Source organism: Pseudomonas hygromyciniae (assembly GCF_016925675.1).
Classification (GTDB): domain Bacteria; phylum Pseudomonadota; class Gammaproteobacteria; order Pseudomonadales; family Pseudomonadaceae; genus Aquipseudomonas; species Aquipseudomonas hygromyciniae.
Genome location: NZ_CP070506.1, coordinates 857764 through 875561 on the forward strand (window position 1 = coordinate 857764; position 17798 = coordinate 875561).

Consider the following 17798-nt stretch of genomic DNA (forward strand, 5'->3'; position numbering starts at 1 on the left):
GGCCTGAGGGCGGCCCGGGAAACCGGCGGCCCCCTCAGGCTCTTCAAAGATTGTTCAAGACGGCTTGCCGACTGACCTGCGGATTTGAGTGACAAACCCATGCCAAAACGTACAGACATAAAAAGCATCCTGATTCTCGGCGCTGGCCCGATCGTTATCGGCCAGGCCTGCGAATTCGACTACTCCGGCGCCCAGGCCTGCAAGGCCCTGCGCGAAGAGGGTTACCGCGTCATCCTGGTGAACTCCAACCCGGCCACCATCATGACCGACCCGGACATGGCCGACGCTACCTACATCGAACCGATCAAGTGGCAGACCGTTGCCAAGATCATCGAGAAAGAGCGTCCAGATGCACTGCTGCCGACCATGGGCGGCCAGACTGCACTGAACTGCGCCCTGGACCTGGAGCGCGAAGGCATCCTGGAAAAGTTCGGCGTAGAGATGATTGGCGCCAATGCCGACACCATCGACAAGGCTGAAGACCGTTCGCGTTTCGACAAGGCCATGAAGTCCATCGGTCTTGATTGCCCGCGCTCGGGTATCGCCCACAGCATGGAAGAAGCTAACGCGGTTCTCGAAAAGCTGGGTTTCCCGTGCATTATCCGTCCGTCCTTCACCATGGGCGGCACCGGCGGCGGTATCGCTTACAACCGTGAAGAGTTCGAAGAAATCTGTGCCCGCGGTCTGGACCTGTCGCCGACCAAAGAGCTGCTGATCGACGAATCCCTGATCGGCTGGAAAGAGTACGAGATGGAAGTTGTCCGCGACAAAAAGGACAACTGCATCATCGTCTGCTCGATTGAAAACTTCGACCCCATGGGCGTGCACACCGGTGACTCGATCACCGTTGCTCCGGCACAGACCCTGACGGACAAGGAATACCAGATCATGCGTAACGCCTCGTTGGCGGTACTGCGTGAGATCGGCGTTGAAACCGGCGGCTCCAACGTTCAGTTCGGTATCTGCCCGAACACGGGCCGTATGGTCGTGATCGAGATGAACCCGCGTGTATCGCGTTCTTCGGCGCTGGCATCAAAAGCTACTGGCTTCCCGATTGCGCGCATCGCTGCCAAGCTGGCGATCGGTTACACCTTGGACGAGTTGCAAAACGAGATCACTGGCGGTGCTACGCCGGCGTCCTTCGAGCCGTCGATCGACTATGTCGTCACTAAGCTGCCGCGCTTCGCTTTCGAGAAATTCCCGAAAGCCGACGCCCGCCTGACCACTCAGATGAAGTCGGTCGGTGAGGTCATGGCCATCGGCCGGACCTTCCAAGAGTCCCTGCAGAAAGCCCTGCGTGGCCTGGAAGTGGGCGTTTGCGGTCTGGACGAGAAGCTCGACCTGAGCAACCCGGAAAGCATGAGCGTGCTCAAACGCGAGCTGACCGTGCCGGGTGCCGAGCGTATCTGGTACGTGGCTGATGCTTTCCGCGCGGGCATGACCGTCGAAGACATCTTCGGCATGAACATGATTGATCCGTGGTTCCTGGTGCAGATCGAAGATCTGATCAAGGAAGAAGAGAAGGTCAAGACCCTGGGTCTGTCCTCTATCGACCGCGACCTGATGTTCCGCCTCAAGCGCAAAGGCTTCTCTGATCAGCGTCTGGCCAAGCTGCTGGGCGTGACTGAGAAGAACCTGCGCACCCATCGCCACAAGCTGGATATCTTCCCGGTCTACAAGCGCGTTGACACCTGCGCCGCAGAGTTCGCCACCGACACCGCCTACATGTACTCCACCTACGAGGAAGAGTGCGAAGCCGCGCCGTCGGGCCGCGACAAGATCATCATCCTGGGCGGCGGTCCAAACCGTATCGGCCAAGGCATCGAGTTCGACTACTGCTGCGTCCACGCCGCCCTCGCCCTGCGCGAAGACGGGTACGAGACCATCATGGTCAACTGCAACCCGGAAACCGTTTCCACTGACTACGACACTTCCGACCGTCTGTACTTCGAGCCGGTAACGCTGGAAGACGTGCTGGAAATCTGTCGCGTCGAGAAGCCAAAAGGCGTGATCGTTCAGTACGGCGGGCAAACTCCGCTGAAACTGGCACGTGCCCTGGAAGCTGCCGGCGTGCCGATCATCGGTACCAGCCCTGACGCCATCGACCGTGCCGAAGACCGTGAGCGCTTCCAGCAAATGGTCGAGCGCCTGAACCTGCGCCAGCCACCAAACGCGACCGTGCGCAGCGAAGATGAGGCCATCCGCGCAGCCAGCAAGATCGGCTACCCGTTGGTGGTGCGTCCGTCCTACGTACTGGGCGGCCGGGCGATGGAAATTGTCTACGAAGAAGAAGAACTCAAGCGCTACCTGCGTGACGCGGTGAAAGTGTCCAATGACAGCCCGGTGCTGCTGGACCACTTCCTCAACTGCGCCATCGAAATGGATGTGGATGCGGTTTGCGACGGTACCGACGTGGTGATTGGCGCGATCATGCAACACATCGAGCAGGCCGGCGTTCACTCCGGTGACTCCGCGTGCTCCCTGCCGCCGTACTCGCTGCCGCTGCACATCCAGGACGAGATGCGCGAACAGGTCAAGAAAATGGCCCTGGAACTGGGTGTGGTCGGCCTGATGAACGTACAGTTGGCGCTGCAAGGCGAAGACATCTACGTCATCGAAGTCAACCCGCGTGCTTCGCGTACCGTACCGTTTGTTTCCAAGTGCATCGGCGTGTCCCTGGCGATGATTGCCGCCCGTGTGATGGCCGGTAAGACCTTGAAGGAAATCGGCTTCACCAAGGAAATCATTCCGAACTTCTACAGTGTGAAAGAGGCGGTGTTCCCATTCGCCAAATTCCCTGGCGTGGACCCGATCCTGGGCCCAGAAATGAAGTCCACCGGTGAAGTGATGGGCGTGGGCGATACCTTTGGCGAAGCATTCGCCAAGGCCCAGATGGGTGCCAGCGAAGTGCTGCCGACCGGCGGTACTGCGTTTATCAGTGTGCGTGACGATGACAAACCACTGGTTGCAGGCGTGGCCCGTGATCTGATCAACTTGGGCTTCGAAGTCGTGGCCACCGCCGGGACCGCCAAGCTGATTGAAGCGGCTGGCCTGAAAGTGCGTCGCGTGAACAAGGTAACGGAAGGTCGTCCGCACGTTGTCGACATGATCAAGAATGACGAAGTCACCCTGATCATCAACACCACCGAAGGTCGCCAGTCGATCGCGGATTCCTACTCCATTCGTCGTAACGCCTTGCAGCACAAGATCTACTGCACCACCACCATTGCTGCTGGCGAAGCCATCTGTGAAGCGCTCAAGTTCGGTCCGGAAAAGACCGTGCGGCGCTTGCAGGATCTACACGCAGGATTGAAGGCATGATCAAATACCCTATGACTGTCCAGGGCGCCAAGGCCCTGGAAGAGGAGCACGCCCACCTGACCAAGGTCGTACGTCCAAAGCTGAGCCAGGACATCGGTACGGCCCGTGAGCTGGGTGACTTGAAAGAAAACGCCGAATACCACGCTGCTCGTGAGCAGCAGGGTATGGTCGAGGCGCGGATCCGTGACATTGAAGGGCGGATTCAGAATCAGGTCATCATTGATGTCACAAGCATTCCGCACACCGGCAAAGTGATTTTCGGTACCACTGTGGAAATCGCCAACGTCGAGACGGATGAGCGCGTGACTTATCACATCGTGGGTGAGGACGAAGCTGACTTCAAACTCGGCAAGATCTCCGTCGGTTCGCCGCTGGCCCGTGCCTTGATCGCCAAGGAAGAGGGTGACGTGGTCGCCGTCAAGACGCCTGGTGGCGTGATCGAGTACGAGATTGTCGAAGTTCGTCACATCTGAAAGACGGCGCCCGCTTCCAGCGGGCGCCATGCTTTGGCAGCTGGCCCAGATGCTCTGGGTTGGCGGTCTATGGCTGTTACACCTGGGTGTATTGCCGGTGCTGGGCGTGATTGGCCTGGCGCCGTTGCTGATTGATGAGATCGGCGGATTATTGAGTGCGCTGCTGGTGGGTTTTGCGGCGGCGTGCGTGATTCTCCAGGCATTGGTGCTGGTCAAGGCCGAGGGCTTGGGGAGTTTGTGGCGGGATATGCGTGGGCAGTTGCTGTTGATGGCGCTGTATGCGTGCGCAATGTATTGCGTGGTGCACGTATTGCTGCCGCAAGCGTTGCGCTGGCAGCTGTTCAGCTATCTTGTGCTAGGGTTTTCTGGCTTGGTGCTGGTAGTACAGCCGGCGCCAGGGTGGAGTGGCGGGGCGCGCGAAGCACGCCCGTGACCCTTGAATCATTTGAAGCGATGAACGTTCGACAATTGCTTGTTGGCGCTGAAATTCTTGCGATACAGCAGCGCCATCTTGCCGATGACCTGAACCAGGTCCGCTTTGCCCACCTTGCACAGTTCTGCAATGGCGGCCAGGCGCGCTTCGCGATCAAGGATATTGACCTTGATCTTGATCAGCTCGTGATCGCCTAATGCGCGTTCAAGTTCGGCTAACACACCTTCAGTCAAACCGTTGTCTGCCACAATCAGAACTGGTTTCAGATGGTGGCCAATGGATTTGTACTGTTTCTTCTGCTCTTGAGTGAGCGGCATAATCTGACCCCTGCGTCTGATCTTGTAAAAAGCGGCGGCCAGTTTACCCGAGCGAGTCCGGGACCGCCCAGTTAATCACGACCCGTTTTATTTTCGAGGTGGCCCGTGGCCCGTTCCAAAACTAGCCTTAAGTGGCTTCAAGAGCATTTCAACGATCCTTACGTCAAAAAGGCGCAGAAGGACGGTTACCGTTCACGGGCCAGTTACAAGCTGCTGGAGATCCAGGACAAGGACAAGTTGATCCGCCCGGGCATGAGCGTTATTGACCTAGGCGCCGCCCCGGGTGGCTGGTCCCAGGTGACCAGTCGTCTGATTGGTGGGCAGGGGCGTCTGATCGCGTCCGACATCCTGGAAATGGACAGCATTCCGGATGTGACCTTTGTTCATGGTGACTTCACCGAGGACGCCGTACTTGCGCAGATCCTTGAGGCGGTAGGAAATTCGCAGGTAGACCTTGTGATTTCCGACATGGCCCCCAATATGAGTGGATTACCGGCCGTCGATATGCCGCGCGCTATGTTCCTCTGTGAATTGGCGCTGGATTTGGCGGGTCGGGTTTTGCGTCCAGGTGGAGATTTCCTCGTGAAGGTCTTCCAGGGCGAAGGGTTTGACGAGTACCACAAGAACATCCGCAAGTTGTTCGACAAGGTGCAGACGCGCAAGCCTGACTCTTCCCGGGACAGGTCCAGGGAGCAGTATTTGCTGTGCCGCGGCTTCCGCGGTGTCGAGGGCGCTGCGAGCGAAGAGCGTTTTTGAGGAATTGGAGGTAGGCGATAGGTTTTTTTATATCGCTTTCGTCATGAAGCTTTACGAATATTGTGTAGTCAAAGTTTCACAAAGGGTTACAGACGGCGCCTGCCAGAGTTGTAGGTAATGTAGTAAGTTAGGCCGGTGAATATCATGCGAAGCGCGCGCCAGTAGCGGAGCTTGCTTCAGAGGGTAGTTAATTGAACGATATGGCAAAGAATCTGATCCTGTGGTTGATCATCGCGGCTGTCCTGGTGACGGTGATGAACAACTTCTCCAGCCCTAACGAGCCGCAGACCCTCAACTATTCCGACTTCATCCAGCAAGTTAAGGATGGCAAGGTCGAGCGCGTGGCGGTTGATGGCTACGTGATCACTGGCAAGCGCAACGATGGCGACAGCTTCAAGACCATTCGTCCGGCGATCCAGGACAATGGCCTGATCGGCGACCTGGTGGATAACAAGGTCGTCGTCGAGGGCAAGCAGCCTGAGCAGCAGAGCATCTGGACCCAGTTGCTGGTTGCCAGCTTCCCGATCCTGGTGATTATCGCCGTGTTCATGTTCTTCATGCGCCAGATGCAAGGCGGCGCGGGGGGCAAGGGCGGGCCGATGAGCTTCGGCAAGAGCAAGGCACGCCTGCTTTCCGAAGATCAGGTGAAAACGACCCTGGCTGACGTTGCAGGTTGCGACGAAGCCAAGGAAGAAGTCGGTGAGTTGGTCGAGTTCCTGCGCGATCCGGGCAAGTTCCAGCGCCTGGGCGGCCGTATCCCTCGCGGTGTACTGATGGTCGGTCCTCCGGGTACCGGTAAGACCCTGCTTGCCAAGGCGATTGCCGGCGAAGCCAAGGTGCCGTTCTTCACCATTTCCGGTTCCGACTTCGTCGAGATGTTTGTCGGCGTGGGTGCAAGCCGTGTGCGTGACATGTTCGAACAGGCCAAGAAACACGCGCCTTGCATCATCTTCATCGATGAAATCGACGCTGTTGGTCGTCATCGTGGTGCTGGCATGGGCGGTGGTCACGACGAGCGTGAGCAGACCCTCAACCAGTTGCTGGTGGAGATGGACGGCTTTGAAATGAACGATGGCATCATCGTGATTGCCGCCACCAACCGTCCTGACGTACTTGACCCGGCGCTGCTGCGTCCGGGCCGTTTCGACCGTCAGGTTGTGGTTGGCTTGCCAGATATCCGTGGCCGTGAGCAGATTCTCAAGGTCCATATGCGCAAAGTGCCAATGGGCGATGACGTGGCTCCGGGCGTGATTGCCCGTGGTACTCCTGGTTTCTCTGGTGCCGACCTGGCTAACCTAGTGAACGAGGCTTCGCTGTTCGCTGCCCGTACCGGCAAGCGTATCGTCGAGATGAAAGAGTTCGAACTGGCCAAAGACAAGATCATGATGGGCGCCGAGCGCAAATCCATGGTCATGTCCGAGAAAGAGAAGCAGAACACCGCTTATCACGAAGCCGGTCACGCCATTGTCGGTCGCGTCGTGCCTGAGCACGACCCGGTCTACAAAGTATCGATCATTCCTCGTGGTCGGGCGCTAGGTGTCACCATGTTCCTGCCGGAAGAGGATCGCTACAGCCTCTCCAAGCGCGCCTTGATCAGCCAGATTTGTTCGCTGTACGGCGGTCGTATCGCTGAAGAGATGACCTTGGGTTTTGACGGTGTAACCACCGGCGCGTCCAACGACATCATGCGTGCCAGCCAGATTGCGCGGAATATGGTCACCAAGTGGGGTCTGTCGGAAAAACTCGGCCCGCTGATGTATGCCGAGGAAGAAGGTGAAGTGTTCCTGGGTCGTGGCGGCGGCGGTCAAAGTGCCAGCTTCTCCGGCGAGACAGCCAAGCTGATCGACTCCGAAGTGCGCAGCATCATTGACCAGTGCTACGGCACGGCCAAGCAGATCCTGACCGATAACCGCGACAAGCTCGACGCCATGGCTGATGCCCTGATGAAGTACGAGACCATTGATGCCGAGCAGATCGACGACATCATGGCTGGTCGTACGCCTCGTGAGCCTCGTGATTGGGAAGGTGGTTCGGGTACTTCAGGCACGCCGCCAGTGGTACAGAACGAGCGCCCGGAAAACCCAATCGGCGGCCCGGCTGCCGACCTTTAAGGCTTGAAATGACTTCTGCGTTGCGCTCTACCCGGTTGCCTTGCGGCAGCCGGGTTCTTGATTTGGCCCGTACTCACGTTATGGGCATTCTCAATGTAACCCCTGATTCCTTTTCCGACGGTGGCCGCTTCAGTCAGCTGGATGCGGCATTGCGCCATGCAGCAGCGATGGTAGCTGCCGGTGCGACTCTGATTGATGTGGGTGGCGAATCGACTCGGCCAGGAGCGCGCGCTGTTTCCCCATTGGAGGAGATGGAGCGTGTTGCGCCGATTGTCGAGCGAATCCATCGCGAACTGGATGTAATCATTTCGGTAGACACCTCGACCCCTGCCGTCATGCGCGAAACCGCGCGGCTTGGGGCTGGGTTGATCAACGACGTGCGCTCGTTGCAGCGTGACGGCGCGCTGGATGCTGCTGCGGCCACTGGGCTGCCTGTCTGCCTGATGCATATGCTCGGCGAGCCCGGGACGATGCAGGACGCCCCGCACTACGACAACCTTGTTGAAGAAGTGACGGAATTTCTTGCAGCTCGCATTGCCCAATGCGCCGCTGCGGGGATTGCGCCTGAGCGGATCATTCTCGACCCCGGGTTTGGTTTTGCCAAAACCCTGCAGCACAACTTGAGCCTGTTCAAACATATGCAATCGCTGCATGCCCTTGGTCGTCCCCTGTTGGTTGGGGTGTCGCGCAAGAGCATGATAGGCATGGCCTTGAATCGTCCCGTGGGCGAGCGCCTGCATGGCGGGCTGGCCCTGGCGGCTTTGGCCGTTGCCAAGGGCGCGCGCATTCTGCGGGTGCACGATGTGGCCGAGACTGTTGACGTAGTGCGGATGATCGAAGCGGTAGAATCAGCCGAATAAGAATGATGGAGCACTTATGACAAAGAAATATTTTGGCACCGACGGTATTCGTGGTCGGGTCGGCGAGTTCCCGATCACTCCGGATTTCATGCTCAAACTGGGCTGGGCGGCCGGGATGGCCTTCCGCAGCATGGGGGCATGTCGCATCCTGGTCGGCAAGGACACTCGGATCTCTGGTTACATGTTCGAGTCTGCGCTGGAAGCGGGTCTTTCCGCTGCCGGGGCTGACGTGATGTTGCTGGGGCCGATGCCTACGCCGGCGATCGCTTACCTCACGCGTACCTTTCACGCTGAGGCTGGGATTGTGATCAGCGCTTCGCACAATCCCCATGATGACAACGGCATCAAGTTTTTCTCGGGCCAGGGCACCAAGCTGCCGGACGAGATCGAGCACATGATTGAAGAGCTGCTGGATGCGCCAATGACGGTCGTCGAGTCGAGCAAGCTGGGCAAGGTTTCGCGGATCAACGACGCTTCGGGTCGTTATATCGAATTTTGCAAAAGCAGCGTGCCTACCAGCACCAATTTTGCCGGGCTCAAGGTGGTCATCGACTGCGCCCATGGTGCGACCTACAAGGTTGCTCCCAGCGTATTCAAGGAATTGGGCGCCGAGGTCACAGTACTGTCGGCCCAGCCCAACGGCCTGAACATCAACGATAACTGCGGTTCTACCCACATGGGGCAATTGCAGGCGGCGGTATTGGCTGAACACGCGGACCTGGGTATTGCCTTTGATGGCGACGGTGACCGCGTGCTGATGGTCGATCATACCGGCGCCATCGTCGACGGTGACGACCTGTTGTTTATAATCGCTCGTGACCTGCATGAGCGTAACAAGCTGCAAGGCGGCGTCGTCGGTACCTTGATGAGTAACCTGGGGCTGGAGTTGGCCCTGGCAGACCTGGGGATTCCGTTTGTGCGCGCCAATGTTGGCGACCGCTACGTGATTGCCGAGCTGCTGGAGCGCAACTGGGTGGTCGGTGGCGAGAACTCGGGGCATGTCGTGTGCTTCCAGCACACCACCACCGGTGATGCGATCATCGCCGCGTTGCAGGTACTGCTTGCCTTGCGTCGCCGTGAGGAAAGCCTGGCCCAGGCGCGTCAGGCGCTGCGCAAGTGTCCTCAGGTGCTGCTCAATGTGCGTTTCTCGGGGGGTGAAAACCCTATCGAGCATCCGGCGATCAAGGAAGCCTGTGAGCGCGTTACCGTCGCGATGGCGGGCCGTGGCCGGGTCTTGTTGCGCAAGTCGGGGACCGAGCCTTTGGTGCGTGTCATGGTCGAAGGTGATGACGAAACACAGGTTCGCGGCTACGCCGAAGAGCTGGCAAAACTGGTAACTGAAGTTTGCGCCTGAATTCGGCTTGCCAGTGTTGATGCGGTTGGGTAACATCTGCGCCCACTTTGACCGACGAGGTACAGCATGCGTCGCACTATGGTAGCTGGTAACTGGAAGATGCACGGTACCCGCGCCAGTGTCGCTGAGCTGGTCAATGGCCTTCGTCACTTGGCCCTGCCGAGCGGTGTCGATATTGCGGTATTCCCGCCTTGCTTGCATATCAACCAAGTGGTTGATGGCTTGAAAGGCAAGTCGATCCAGATCGGCGCACAGAACTCCGCAGTAGAAGCCATGCAGGGTGCGTTGACCGGTGAGATTGCACCGAGTCAGCTGGTTGATGCGGGTTGTTCCTATGTGCTCGTTGGGCACTCCGAGCGCCGTCAGATGATGGGCGAGCGTGATGGGACACTCAATCGCAAGTTCGCAGCGGCACAGGCTTGTGGCCTGATTCCAGTGTTGTGCATAGGGGAGACCCTCGAGCAGCGTGAATCGGGTAAAACTCTTGAAGTTGTCTCGCGTCAGCTTGGCAGTATCATCGAGGAGCTGGGTGTCGGTGCCTTTGCAAAGGCAGTGATTGCTTACGAGCCGGTCTGGGCCATTGGCACCGGGCTGACTGCTACACCGCAACAGGCGCAGGATGTGCACGCAGCCATCCGCGCGCAGTTGGCGGCAGAGAATTCTGAGGTCGCGCAAGGTGTGCGGCTTCTATACGGCGGCAGCGTGAAGGCGGCCAATGCGGTCGAACTGTTCGGCATGCCGGATATCGATGGGGGGCTCATTGGTGGAGCTTCCCTGAATGCAGATGAGTTCGGTGCGATTTGTCGCGCCGCGGGAAACTGAGAAAATGCTGGAAACAGTCGTAGTCGTTTTTCATCTGTTGGGTGCACTGGGCGTTGTTGCCCTGGTATTGCTGCAACAGGGTAAAGGTGCGGACGCTGGTGCGTCTTTCGGGGCAGGTGCTTCAAATACTGTGTTCGGAAGCCAAGGTTCCTCTACCTTTCTTAGTAAGTTTACTGCTATACTTGCCGCCGGTTTCTTCATAACCAGCCTGGGGTTAGGTTACTTTGCTAAAGAGAAAGCTCATGTGCTGACTCAAGCAGGTTTGCCAGATCCAGCAGTGTTGGAAGTTCCAAAAGCAAAACCGGCTTCTGATGATGTCCCGGTGCTTCAAGAGCAAAAGTCGGCTACTCCAGCGACTGACGTGCCTCCAGCTCAAGAGCAGAAGTAAGAAGGTTGTAAACGCTGTATTGCCGAGGTGGTGGAATTGGTAGACACGCAACCTTGAGGTGGTTGTGCCCATAGGGTGTAGGGGTTCGAGTCCCCTTCTCGGTACCAATTATCAGGAGAGCCCGCTGTTGCGGGCTTTCTTGTAGGTGGAAGGTTACATTGACCCTGTAAGGGATCGGTCGTATACTTCCGCCCCAGCTTTGTCGCGGGGTGGAGCAGTCTGGTAGCTCGTCGGGCTCATAACCCGAAGGTCGTCGGTTCAAATCCGGCCCCCGCAACCAGTTTTAGCGGAGCCCCTTTTAAGGGGCTTTTTGTTAGCTGGACACTTTCAACGCCGCTGTTCGACGGCGTTTCAAGGATGGGCGTTTCGCCCATTTTTTTATTTTGCACAGCATGCACATACATGCACGAGGGGGTTCAGGTGTCGAGCAAGCTAGAAGAGTTGCAGGCCTTGCTGGCCCCGGTGGTCGTGGCCCTAGGCTATGAATGCTGGGGTGTTGAGTTTTCGGCTCAAGGTCGCCACTCAATGTTGCGCGTTTATATCGATAAAGAGGGCGGTGTGCTGGTGGACGATTGTGCCATCGTCAGCCGTCAGATCAGCGGTGTCCTGGATGTTGAAGATCCGATCGCCGTTGAATACACCCTCGAAGTTTCCTCGCCAGGCATGGAACGCCCACTGTTCACTATTGAGCAGTTTGCTAAATATGCCGGTGAACAAGTGAAGATCAAGCTGCGATCTCCTTTCGAAGGGCGACGCAACTTTCAGGGCCTTCTGCGCGGTGTAGAAGAACAGGATGTAGTGGTGCAGGTAGAAGACCACGAGTTCCTGTTGCCGATCGATATGATCGACAAGGCCAACATTATTCCCAGTTTTGACTGAGACGTGCCAGAAACTGCGGATCCCGCGGATCCAATGGCTTGCGAAAGGCGAGGCGTACGATGAGCAAAGAAGTACTGCTGGTTGTTGAGTCGGTATCCAATGAAAAGGGCGTACCGGCAAACGTGATTTTTGAAGCGCTGGAGCTGGCCCTGGCCACTGCTACCAAAAAGCGGTTTGAAGACGAAGTTGATCTGCGTGTGGAAATCAACCGCCACACCGGAGCCTATGAGACTTTCCGTCGCTGGACGGTCGTCGAAGAAGCCGATCTTGATGATCCGGCCATCGAAACCTGGCCAAGCAAGGTTGCGCAAACGCATCCTGGTGCCCAGGTTGGTGACGTCGTCGAGGAAAAGATCGAGTCCATCGAGTTCGGCCGCATCGCTGCACAGACTGCCAAGCAAGTCATCGTGCAAAAGGTCCGCGAAGCCGAGCGCGCCCAAGTTGTTGACGCCTATCGCGAGCGCCTGGGGGAAATCATCTCCGGCACCGTGAAAAAAGTGACCCGCGACAACGTGATCGTCGACCTGGGTAACAACGCAGAAGCGTTGCTGGCCCGTGAAGACATCATTTCCCGCGAAACCTTCCGTGTTGGCGTGCGTTTGCGTGCGCTGCTCAAGGAAATCCGCACTGAGAACCGTGGCCCTCAACTGATCCTGTCGCGTACTGCGCCAGAAATGTTGATCGAGCTGTTCCGTATCGAAGTGCCGGAAATTGCCGAAGGCCTGATCGAAGTCATGGCTGCGTCCCGCGACCCGGGTTCGCGTGCCAAGATCGCGGTCCGCTCCAAGGACAAACGCATCGACCCGCAAGGCGCTTGCATTGGTATGCGCGGTTCGCGCGTCCAGGCAGTGTCGGGCGAATTGGGCGGTGAGCGCGTGGATATCGTGCTGTGGGACGATAACCCTGCGCAGTTCGTGATCAACGCCATGTCCCCGGCCGAAGTTGCGGCAATTATTGTTGACGAAGATGCCCATGCAATGGACATCGCCGTTGGCGCAGACAATCTGGCCCAGGCCATCGGTCGTGGTGGTCAGAACGTGCGTCTGGCCAGCCAGTTGACTGGCTGGACCCTGAACGTCATGACCGAATCGGACATCCAGGCTAAGCAGCAAGCAGAAACCGGCGATATCCTGCGCAACTTCATCGACGAGTTGGAAGTCGACGAAGACCTGGCACAGGTGCTGGTAGATGAAGGCTTCACCAGCCTGGAAGAGATTGCCTACGTACCGGTGGAGGAAATGCTCAACATCGATGGCTTTGACGAAGACACCGTCAACGAGCTTCGCGCTCGGGCCAAGGATCGTTTGTTGACTAAAGCCATCGCTACTGAGGAAAAGCTGGCAGACGCCCATCCGGCCGAAGACCTGCTCTCGCTTGAGGGTATGGACAAGGATTTGGCGATGGAACTGGCGGTGCGCGGCGTAGTTACCCGCGAAGACCTGGCCGAGCAGTCTATTGACGACCTGCTCGACATCGACGGCATTGACGATGATCGTGCCGGCAAGTTGATCATGGCCGCCCGAGCCCATTGGTTCGAGTAATTAGGCGCGGCCTGAGGAGAGAAGTGCATGACGCAAGTCACGGTGAAACAACTGGCCGATGAGGTCAAAACACCGGTAGAGCGCCTGTTGCAGCAGATGCGTGAGGCAGGTCTGCCGCACACCGCCGCCGAGGAACATGTGAGCGACAGTGAGAAGCAATCGTTGCTGACTCACTTGAAAAGCAGCCACAAGGCGAAAGTGGAAGAACCGCGCAAGATTACATTGCAGCGCAAAACAACCAGCACCCTGCGGGTGGCTGGTAGCAAGAGCATCAGCGTTGAAGTGCGTAAGAAGAAAGTCTTCGTACAGCGCAGCCCGGAAGAAATCGAAGCCGAGCGCAAACGCGAGATGGACGAACGTCGCGCAGTAGAAAATGCTGCACGTCAGAAGGCTGAAGAAGAAGCCAAGCGTCGCGCCGAAGAAGAAGCGCGTCGCCAGCCTGCTGCTGCGCAATCCGCTACTGATGCAGTCGCCGCTCCTGCAGCGCCTGTTGAAGCTGTGCGTGAGGCTGCTCCGGTTGCCGCTGCGCCAGCACCTGCTGCTGACGCTCGCAAGCGCGACGAACCTCGTCGTCCGGACAAGCCACGTGCCGACGATAACAATCGTCGCAGTGGTGGTGGCGATGGCGAGCGTAAAAACGCTCCGCATCGTGCCTCGGTCAAAGAGAAAGCGCCTGCTCCACGCGTTGCGCCACGTACTACCGACGAAGAAAGCGATGGCTTCCGTCGCGGTGGTCGCGGCAAGGCCAAGCTGAAGAAACGCAACGCCCACGGTTTCCAGAGCCCAACCGGCCCTGTCGTGCGTGATGTGCAGATCGGTGAGACCATCACGGTTGGCGATTTGGCCAATCAGATGTCGGTCAAGGCTGCTGAAATCATCAAGTTCATGTTCAAACTGGGTACTCCAGCGACCATCAACCAGGTGCTTGACCAGGAAACTGCTCAACTGGTAGCCGAAGAACTGGGCCACAAAGTGACCCTGGTCAGCGACACCGCCCTGGAAGACTCCCTGGCCGAGTCCCTTAAGTTTGAAGGCGAGACCTTCTCCCGTGCGCCAGTCGTGACCGTAATGGGCCACGTTGACCATGGTAAGACCTCGCTGCTCGACTACATCCGTCGTGCCAAGGTAGCTGCCGGCGAAGCCGGTGGTATCACCCAGCACATCGGTGCATACCACGTTGAAACCGAGCGCGGCATGGTCACCTTCCTTGACACCCCAGGTCACGCCGCGTTTACCGCAATGCGTGCCCGTGGTGCCAAGGCGACCGACATCGTGATCCTGGTAGTTGCAGCGGACGACGGCGTAATGCCGCAGACCATTGAAGCTGTCCAGCACGCCAAGGCCGCTGGTGTTCCACTGGTTGTTGCCGTGAACAAAATCGACAAGCCGGGCGCTGATCTTGATCGCATCCGTAGCGAACTGTCGGTTCACGGTGTGACTTCCGAAGAGTGGGGCGGTGATACGCCGTTCGTTTCGGTTTCGGCGAAGGTCGGTACTGGCGTAGACGAACTGCTCGAAGCTGTTCTGCTGCAAGCCGAAGTCCTGGAACTCAAAGCAACCCCATCGGCCCCGGGTCGTGGTGTTGTGGTTGAATCGCGTCTCGACAAAGGTCGTGGCCCGGTTGCTACCGTTCTGGTTCAAGACGGTACCCTGCGCCAAGGCGACATGGTGCTGGTCGGTTCGAACTATGGCCGTGTACGTGCCATGCTCGACGAGAACGGCAAGCCAATCAAGGAAGCGGGTCCATCCATCCCTGTCGAGATCCTCGGCCTGGACGGTACCCCGGACGCTGGCGACGAGATGAGCGTTCTGTCGGACGAGAAGAAAGCCCGTGAAGTGGCTCTGTTCCGTCAAGGCAAGTTCCGCGAAGTCAAACTGGCCCGTGCTCACGCCGGCAAGCTGGAAAACATCTTCGAGAACATGGGCCAGGCAGAGAAGAAGACGCTCAACATCGTCCTCAAATCTGACGTCCGTGGTTCCCTCGAAGCGTTGAACGGCGCCTTGAACGGCCTGGGTAACGACGAAGTGCAAGTGCGTGTTGTCGGTGGCGGTGTCGGTGGTATCACCGAGTCCGACGCCAACCTGGCACTGGCTTCCAACGCTGTACTGTTCGGCTTCAACGTGCGTGCCGATGCTGGCGCACGGAAGATCGTCGAGCAGGAAGGCCTGGACATGCGTTACTACAACGTCATCTACGACATCATCGAAGACGTCAAGAAGGCCCTCACCGGCATGCTTGGCAGTGACGTCCGGGAAAATATCCTGGGTATCGCCGAAGTTCGTGACGTGTTCCGTTCGCCGAAGTTCGGCGCGATCGCCGGTTGCATGGTTATCGAAGGTACTGTGCACCGTAACCGTCCAATCCGTGTACTGCGTGAAGACATCGTTATCTTCGAAGGCGAGCTGGAATCCCTGCGCCGCTTCAAGGATGACGCTTCTGAAGTACGTGCCGGCATGGAATGCGGTATTGGCGTCAAGAGCTACAACGACGTCAAGCCTGGCGACAAGATCGAAGTTTACGAGAAGGTCCAGGTTGCTCGCAGCCTCTAACTCGCGCACTTCAGGAGCCACGCCGCGTGTGGGCATGCAAATGCCCCGCGCTGTGTCCGGACTCTAAACGCAACGCCCGGTCTGACTTTTGTCAGGCCGGGCGTTTGCCGCTTTCAGACCCCACGGATTTCACCGTGTGGCAGTAACAGGTAACAAGACATGGCAAAAGAATACAGCCGTACCCAACGTATCGGCGATCAGATGCAGCGCGAGCTGGCCCAACTGATCCGTCGCGAAGTCAAAGACCCGCGCGTTGGCCTGGTCACCATCACTGCTGTTGAAGTGAGCCGTGACGTCGGTCACGCGAAGATCTTCATCACCGTGATGGGCCAGGACAATAGCGAAGAGATCGCACAAAGCATCAAGGTGCTCAACTCCGCCGCAGGTTTCCTGCGTATGCAGTTGGCCCGCGAGATGAAGCTGCGTAGCGTGCCCCAATTGCACTTCCACTACGACGAAAGCGTCGTGCGTGGTGCGCATCTGTCGGCCCTGATCGAGCGTGCAGTGGCTGAAGACAATCAGCATCCGTCCACACCTGAAGACGCCAAGGAGTAAGCGGTGGCTCAGGTCAAACGTATCCGTCGTAACGTCAGCGGCATCATCCTGCTCGACAAGCCCATTGGCTTTACCTCCAATGCCGCTTTGCAGAAGGTCCGCTGGCTGCTCAATGCCGAGAAGGCCGGGCACACCGGTAGCCTCGATCCCTTGGCGACTGGCGTATTGCCATTGTGCTTTGGCGAGGCTACCAAGTTCTCCCAATACCTGCTCGATTCGGACAAGGGTTACGAAACCCTGATGCAACTGGGCAAGACCACCACCACAGCTGATGCCGAAGGTGATGTTCTGCAGGTTCGCGACGTGACCGTTGGTCGTGCAGATATTGAGGCCGCCTTACCCGCTTTTCGTGGGCAAATCAGTCAGATACCGCCGATGTACTCGGCTCTCAAGCGTGATGGCCAGCCTCTTTACAAGCTGGCACGTGCGGGCGAAGTAGTGGAGCGTGAACCGCGTTCTGTTACTATTGCGCGCTTGGAATTGCTCGCCTGTGAAGGCGACACTGCCCGTTTGGCCGTGGACTGCAGCAAAGGCACCTATATCCGTACCCTAGTGGAAGATATTGGTGAACAGCTCGGTTGCGGCGCGTACGTTGCAGAACTGCGACGCACCCAGGCAGGTCCTTTCACCTTGGCCCAGACGGTCACGCTGGAAGAGTTGGAAGCCGTGCATGCCGAAGGCGGCAACGAAGCAGTTGATCGCTTCTTGATGCCATCGGACAGCGGTTTGCTGGATTGGCCATTGCTGCACTTCTCGGAGCACAGCGCGTTCTACTGGCTTAACGGCCAACCGGTACGCGCTCCGGATGCGCCGAAGTTCGGCATGGTGCGGGTACAAGATCACAACGGTCGCTTTATCGGTATCGGTGAAGTGAGCGAAGACGGGCGCATCGCGCCGCGTCGGCTGATTCGGTCAGAATGACCGAACGAGTGTGGCTGTTAACAGGCACGGTCAACACTCATTTTTAGATACAGGGATTTGTCCCTGGCCTGTTGAAACTGCCCTTTGGGTGGTTTCCTGAAAAAAGGATTGCCTCATGGCTCTCGACGTTCAAGAAAAAGCACAAATCGTAGCTGACTATCAGCAAGCTGTTGGTGACACTGGTTCGCCAGAAGTGCAAGTTGCACTGCTGACCCACAACATCAACAAGCTGCAAGGTCACTTCAAGGCCAACGGTAAAGATCACCACTCCCGTCGTGGTCTGATCCGCATGGTAAACCAGCGTCGTAAGCTGCTGGACTACCTGAAAGGCAAGGATCTGGGTCGTTATCAGGCTCTGATCGGTCGCCTGGGTCTGCGTCGCTAATCAGCGATTGCGCTAGAGGTTGGTTGTTTGCCGTGTGTCAGTGGGATTCCCGCTGGCCCATGGCAGGCTCCCAGCCTCAAGTTTTATCTGGATACACGTTTTACCCAGGACAAGGGTTGGGCCGATTCCCGA

Annotated in this window: 16 protein-coding genes and 2 tRNA genes; 17 read left to right on the forward strand and 1 reads right to left on the reverse strand. The window is 57.8% G+C overall.

Annotated features, from left to right (window positions below; genetic code table 11):
* Nucleotides 1-99 precede the first annotated feature (99 nt).
* From carB to JTY93_RS03620, 3 genes are read left to right on the forward strand one after another with little or no spacing between them, the layout of a single operon-like run.
* Nucleotides 100-3321, forward strand: a complete 3222-nt coding sequence (gene carB / locus JTY93_RS03610) for a carbamoyl-phosphate synthase large subunit (RefSeq protein ID WP_205476620.1) — start codon at nt 100-102, stop codon at nt 3319-3321.
* Nucleotides 3318-3794, forward strand: a complete 477-nt coding sequence (gene greA, locus JTY93_RS03615) for a transcription elongation factor GreA (RefSeq protein ID WP_008029775.1) — start codon at nt 3318-3320, stop codon at nt 3792-3794. The genes carB and greA overlap by 4 nt, the downstream gene beginning before the upstream one ends.
* A 28-nt stretch (nt 3795-3822) precedes the next feature.
* Nucleotides 3823-4227, forward strand: a complete 405-nt coding sequence (locus JTY93_RS03620) for an MFS transporter (protein ID WP_205476621.1) — start codon at nt 3823-3825, stop codon at nt 4225-4227.
* 8 nt (nt 4228-4235) lie between these two features.
* Here JTY93_RS03620 and JTY93_RS03625 read toward each other — a convergent pair whose 3' ends face one another.
* A complete protein-coding gene (locus tag JTY93_RS03625; RefSeq protein WP_029298992.1) occupies nt 4236-4544 on the reverse strand; it encodes a YhbY family RNA-binding protein in 309 nt (102 codons plus the stop codon).
* A gap of 105 nt (nt 4545-4649) precedes the next feature.
* On the opposite strand from JTY93_RS03625, the gene rlmE reads away from it, so the two are divergent.
* The 14 genes from rlmE (at nt 4650) to rpsO (ending at nt 17666) form a co-directional block, all read left to right on the forward strand.
* Nucleotides 4650-5300, forward strand: coding sequence for a 23S rRNA (uridine(2552)-2'-O)-methyltransferase RlmE (gene rlmE / locus JTY93_RS03630; protein ID WP_029298990.1), 651 nt, complete (start codon nt 4650-4652; stop codon nt 5298-5300).
* Between the two features lie 200 nt (nt 5301-5500).
* Nucleotides 5501-7411, forward strand: coding sequence for an ATP-dependent zinc metalloprotease FtsH (ftsH, locus tag JTY93_RS03635; protein WP_029298988.1), 1911 nt, complete (start codon nt 5501-5503; stop codon nt 7409-7411).
* Nucleotides 7412-7419: 8 nt separating this feature from the next.
* On the forward strand, nt 7420-8271 hold the full coding sequence (folP, locus tag JTY93_RS03640) for a dihydropteroate synthase (RefSeq protein ID WP_205476622.1): 852 nt from the start codon (nt 7420-7422) through the stop codon (nt 8269-8271).
* A gap of 16 nt (nt 8272-8287) precedes the next feature.
* On the forward strand, nt 8288-9625 hold the full coding sequence (gene glmM, locus JTY93_RS03645) for a phosphoglucosamine mutase (RefSeq protein ID WP_029298983.1): 1338 nt from the start codon (nt 8288-8290) through the stop codon (nt 9623-9625).
* Nucleotides 9626-9691: 66 nt separating this feature from the next.
* Nucleotides 9692-10447 carry a triose-phosphate isomerase gene (gene tpiA / locus JTY93_RS03650; RefSeq protein ID WP_205476623.1) on the forward strand — a complete coding sequence of 252 codons (756 nt, stop codon included), beginning with the start codon at nt 9692-9694 and terminating at the stop codon, nt 10445-10447.
* Nucleotides 10448-10451: 4 nt separating this feature from the next.
* Nucleotides 10452-10835, forward strand: coding sequence for a preprotein translocase subunit SecG (gene secG / locus JTY93_RS03655; RefSeq protein ID WP_029298979.1), 384 nt, complete (start codon nt 10452-10454; stop codon nt 10833-10835).
* Between the two features lie 21 nt (nt 10836-10856).
* A tRNA-Leu gene (locus tag JTY93_RS03660) sits at nt 10857-10942 on the forward strand.
* A gap of 96 nt (nt 10943-11038) precedes the next feature.
* A tRNA-Met gene (locus tag JTY93_RS03665) sits at nt 11039-11115 on the forward strand.
* 140 nt (nt 11116-11255) lie between these two features.
* Nucleotides 11256-11714, forward strand: a complete 459-nt coding sequence (rimP, locus tag JTY93_RS03670; protein WP_169995150.1) for a ribosome maturation factor RimP — start codon at nt 11256-11258, stop codon at nt 11712-11714.
* A 59-nt stretch (nt 11715-11773) separates the two neighbouring features.
* Nucleotides 11774-13255, forward strand: a complete 1482-nt coding sequence (gene nusA, locus JTY93_RS03675; protein ID WP_169995148.1) for a transcription termination factor NusA — start codon at nt 11774-11776, stop codon at nt 13253-13255.
* A gap of 27 nt (nt 13256-13282) precedes the next feature.
* Nucleotides 13283-15805, forward strand: a complete 2523-nt coding sequence (infB, locus tag JTY93_RS03680) for a translation initiation factor IF-2 (RefSeq protein WP_205476624.1) — start codon at nt 13283-13285, stop codon at nt 15803-15805.
* Between the two features lie 159 nt (nt 15806-15964).
* Nucleotides 15965-16360 carry a 30S ribosome-binding factor RbfA gene (gene rbfA, locus JTY93_RS03685; RefSeq protein ID WP_029298974.1) on the forward strand — a complete coding sequence of 132 codons (396 nt, stop codon included), beginning with the start codon at nt 15965-15967 and terminating at the stop codon, nt 16358-16360.
* A 3-nt stretch (nt 16361-16363) separates the two neighbouring features.
* A complete protein-coding gene (gene truB, locus JTY93_RS03690; protein WP_003176136.1) occupies nt 16364-17281 on the forward strand; it encodes a tRNA pseudouridine(55) synthase TruB in 918 nt (305 codons plus the stop codon).
* Nucleotides 17282-17396: 115 nt separating this feature from the next.
* The gene (rpsO, locus tag JTY93_RS03695; RefSeq protein ID WP_003176135.1) at nt 17397-17666 is read left to right on the forward strand and encodes a 30S ribosomal protein S15; all 270 of its coding nucleotides are present in this window, start codon (nt 17397-17399) and stop codon (nt 17664-17666) included.
* Nucleotides 17667-17798: the final 132 nt, after the last annotated feature.

Coding starts and splice junctions, on each gene's coding strand:
- rbfA (WP_029298974.1), top strand. CDS start 15,965: ATGGCAAAAGAATACAGCCGTACCCAACGTATCGGCGATCAGATGCAG.
- nusA (WP_169995148.1), top strand. CDS start 11,774: ATGAGCAAAGAAGTACTGCTGGTTGTTGAGTCGGTATCCAATGAAAAG.
- carB (WP_205476620.1), top strand. CDS start 100: ATGCCAAAACGTACAGACATAAAAAGCATCCTGATTCTCGGCGCTGGC.
- ftsH (WP_029298988.1), top strand. CDS start 5,501: ATGGCAAAGAATCTGATCCTGTGGTTGATCATCGCGGCTGTCCTGGTG.
- rpsO (WP_003176135.1), top strand. CDS start 17,397: ATGGCTCTCGACGTTCAAGAAAAAGCACAAATCGTAGCTGACTATCAG.
- greA (WP_008029775.1), top strand. CDS start 3,318: ATGATCAAATACCCTATGACTGTCCAGGGCGCCAAGGCCCTGGAAGAG.
- JTY93_RS03620 (WP_205476621.1), top strand. CDS start 3,823: ATGCTTTGGCAGCTGGCCCAGATGCTCTGGGTTGGCGGTCTATGGCTG.
- secG (WP_029298979.1), top strand. CDS start 10,452: ATGCTGGAAACAGTCGTAGTCGTTTTTCATCTGTTGGGTGCACTGGGC.
- folP (WP_205476622.1), top strand. CDS start 7,420: ATGACTTCTGCGTTGCGCTCTACCCGGTTGCCTTGCGGCAGCCGGGTT.
- glmM (WP_029298983.1), top strand. CDS start 8,288: ATGACAAAGAAATATTTTGGCACCGACGGTATTCGTGGTCGGGTCGGC.
- infB (WP_205476624.1), top strand. CDS start 13,283: ATGACGCAAGTCACGGTGAAACAACTGGCCGATGAGGTCAAAACACCG.
- tpiA (WP_205476623.1), top strand. CDS start 9,692: ATGCGTCGCACTATGGTAGCTGGTAACTGGAAGATGCACGGTACCCGC.
- JTY93_RS03625 (WP_029298992.1), bottom strand. CDS start 4,544: ATGCCGCTCACTCAAGAGCAGAAGAAACAGTACAAATCCATTGGCCAC.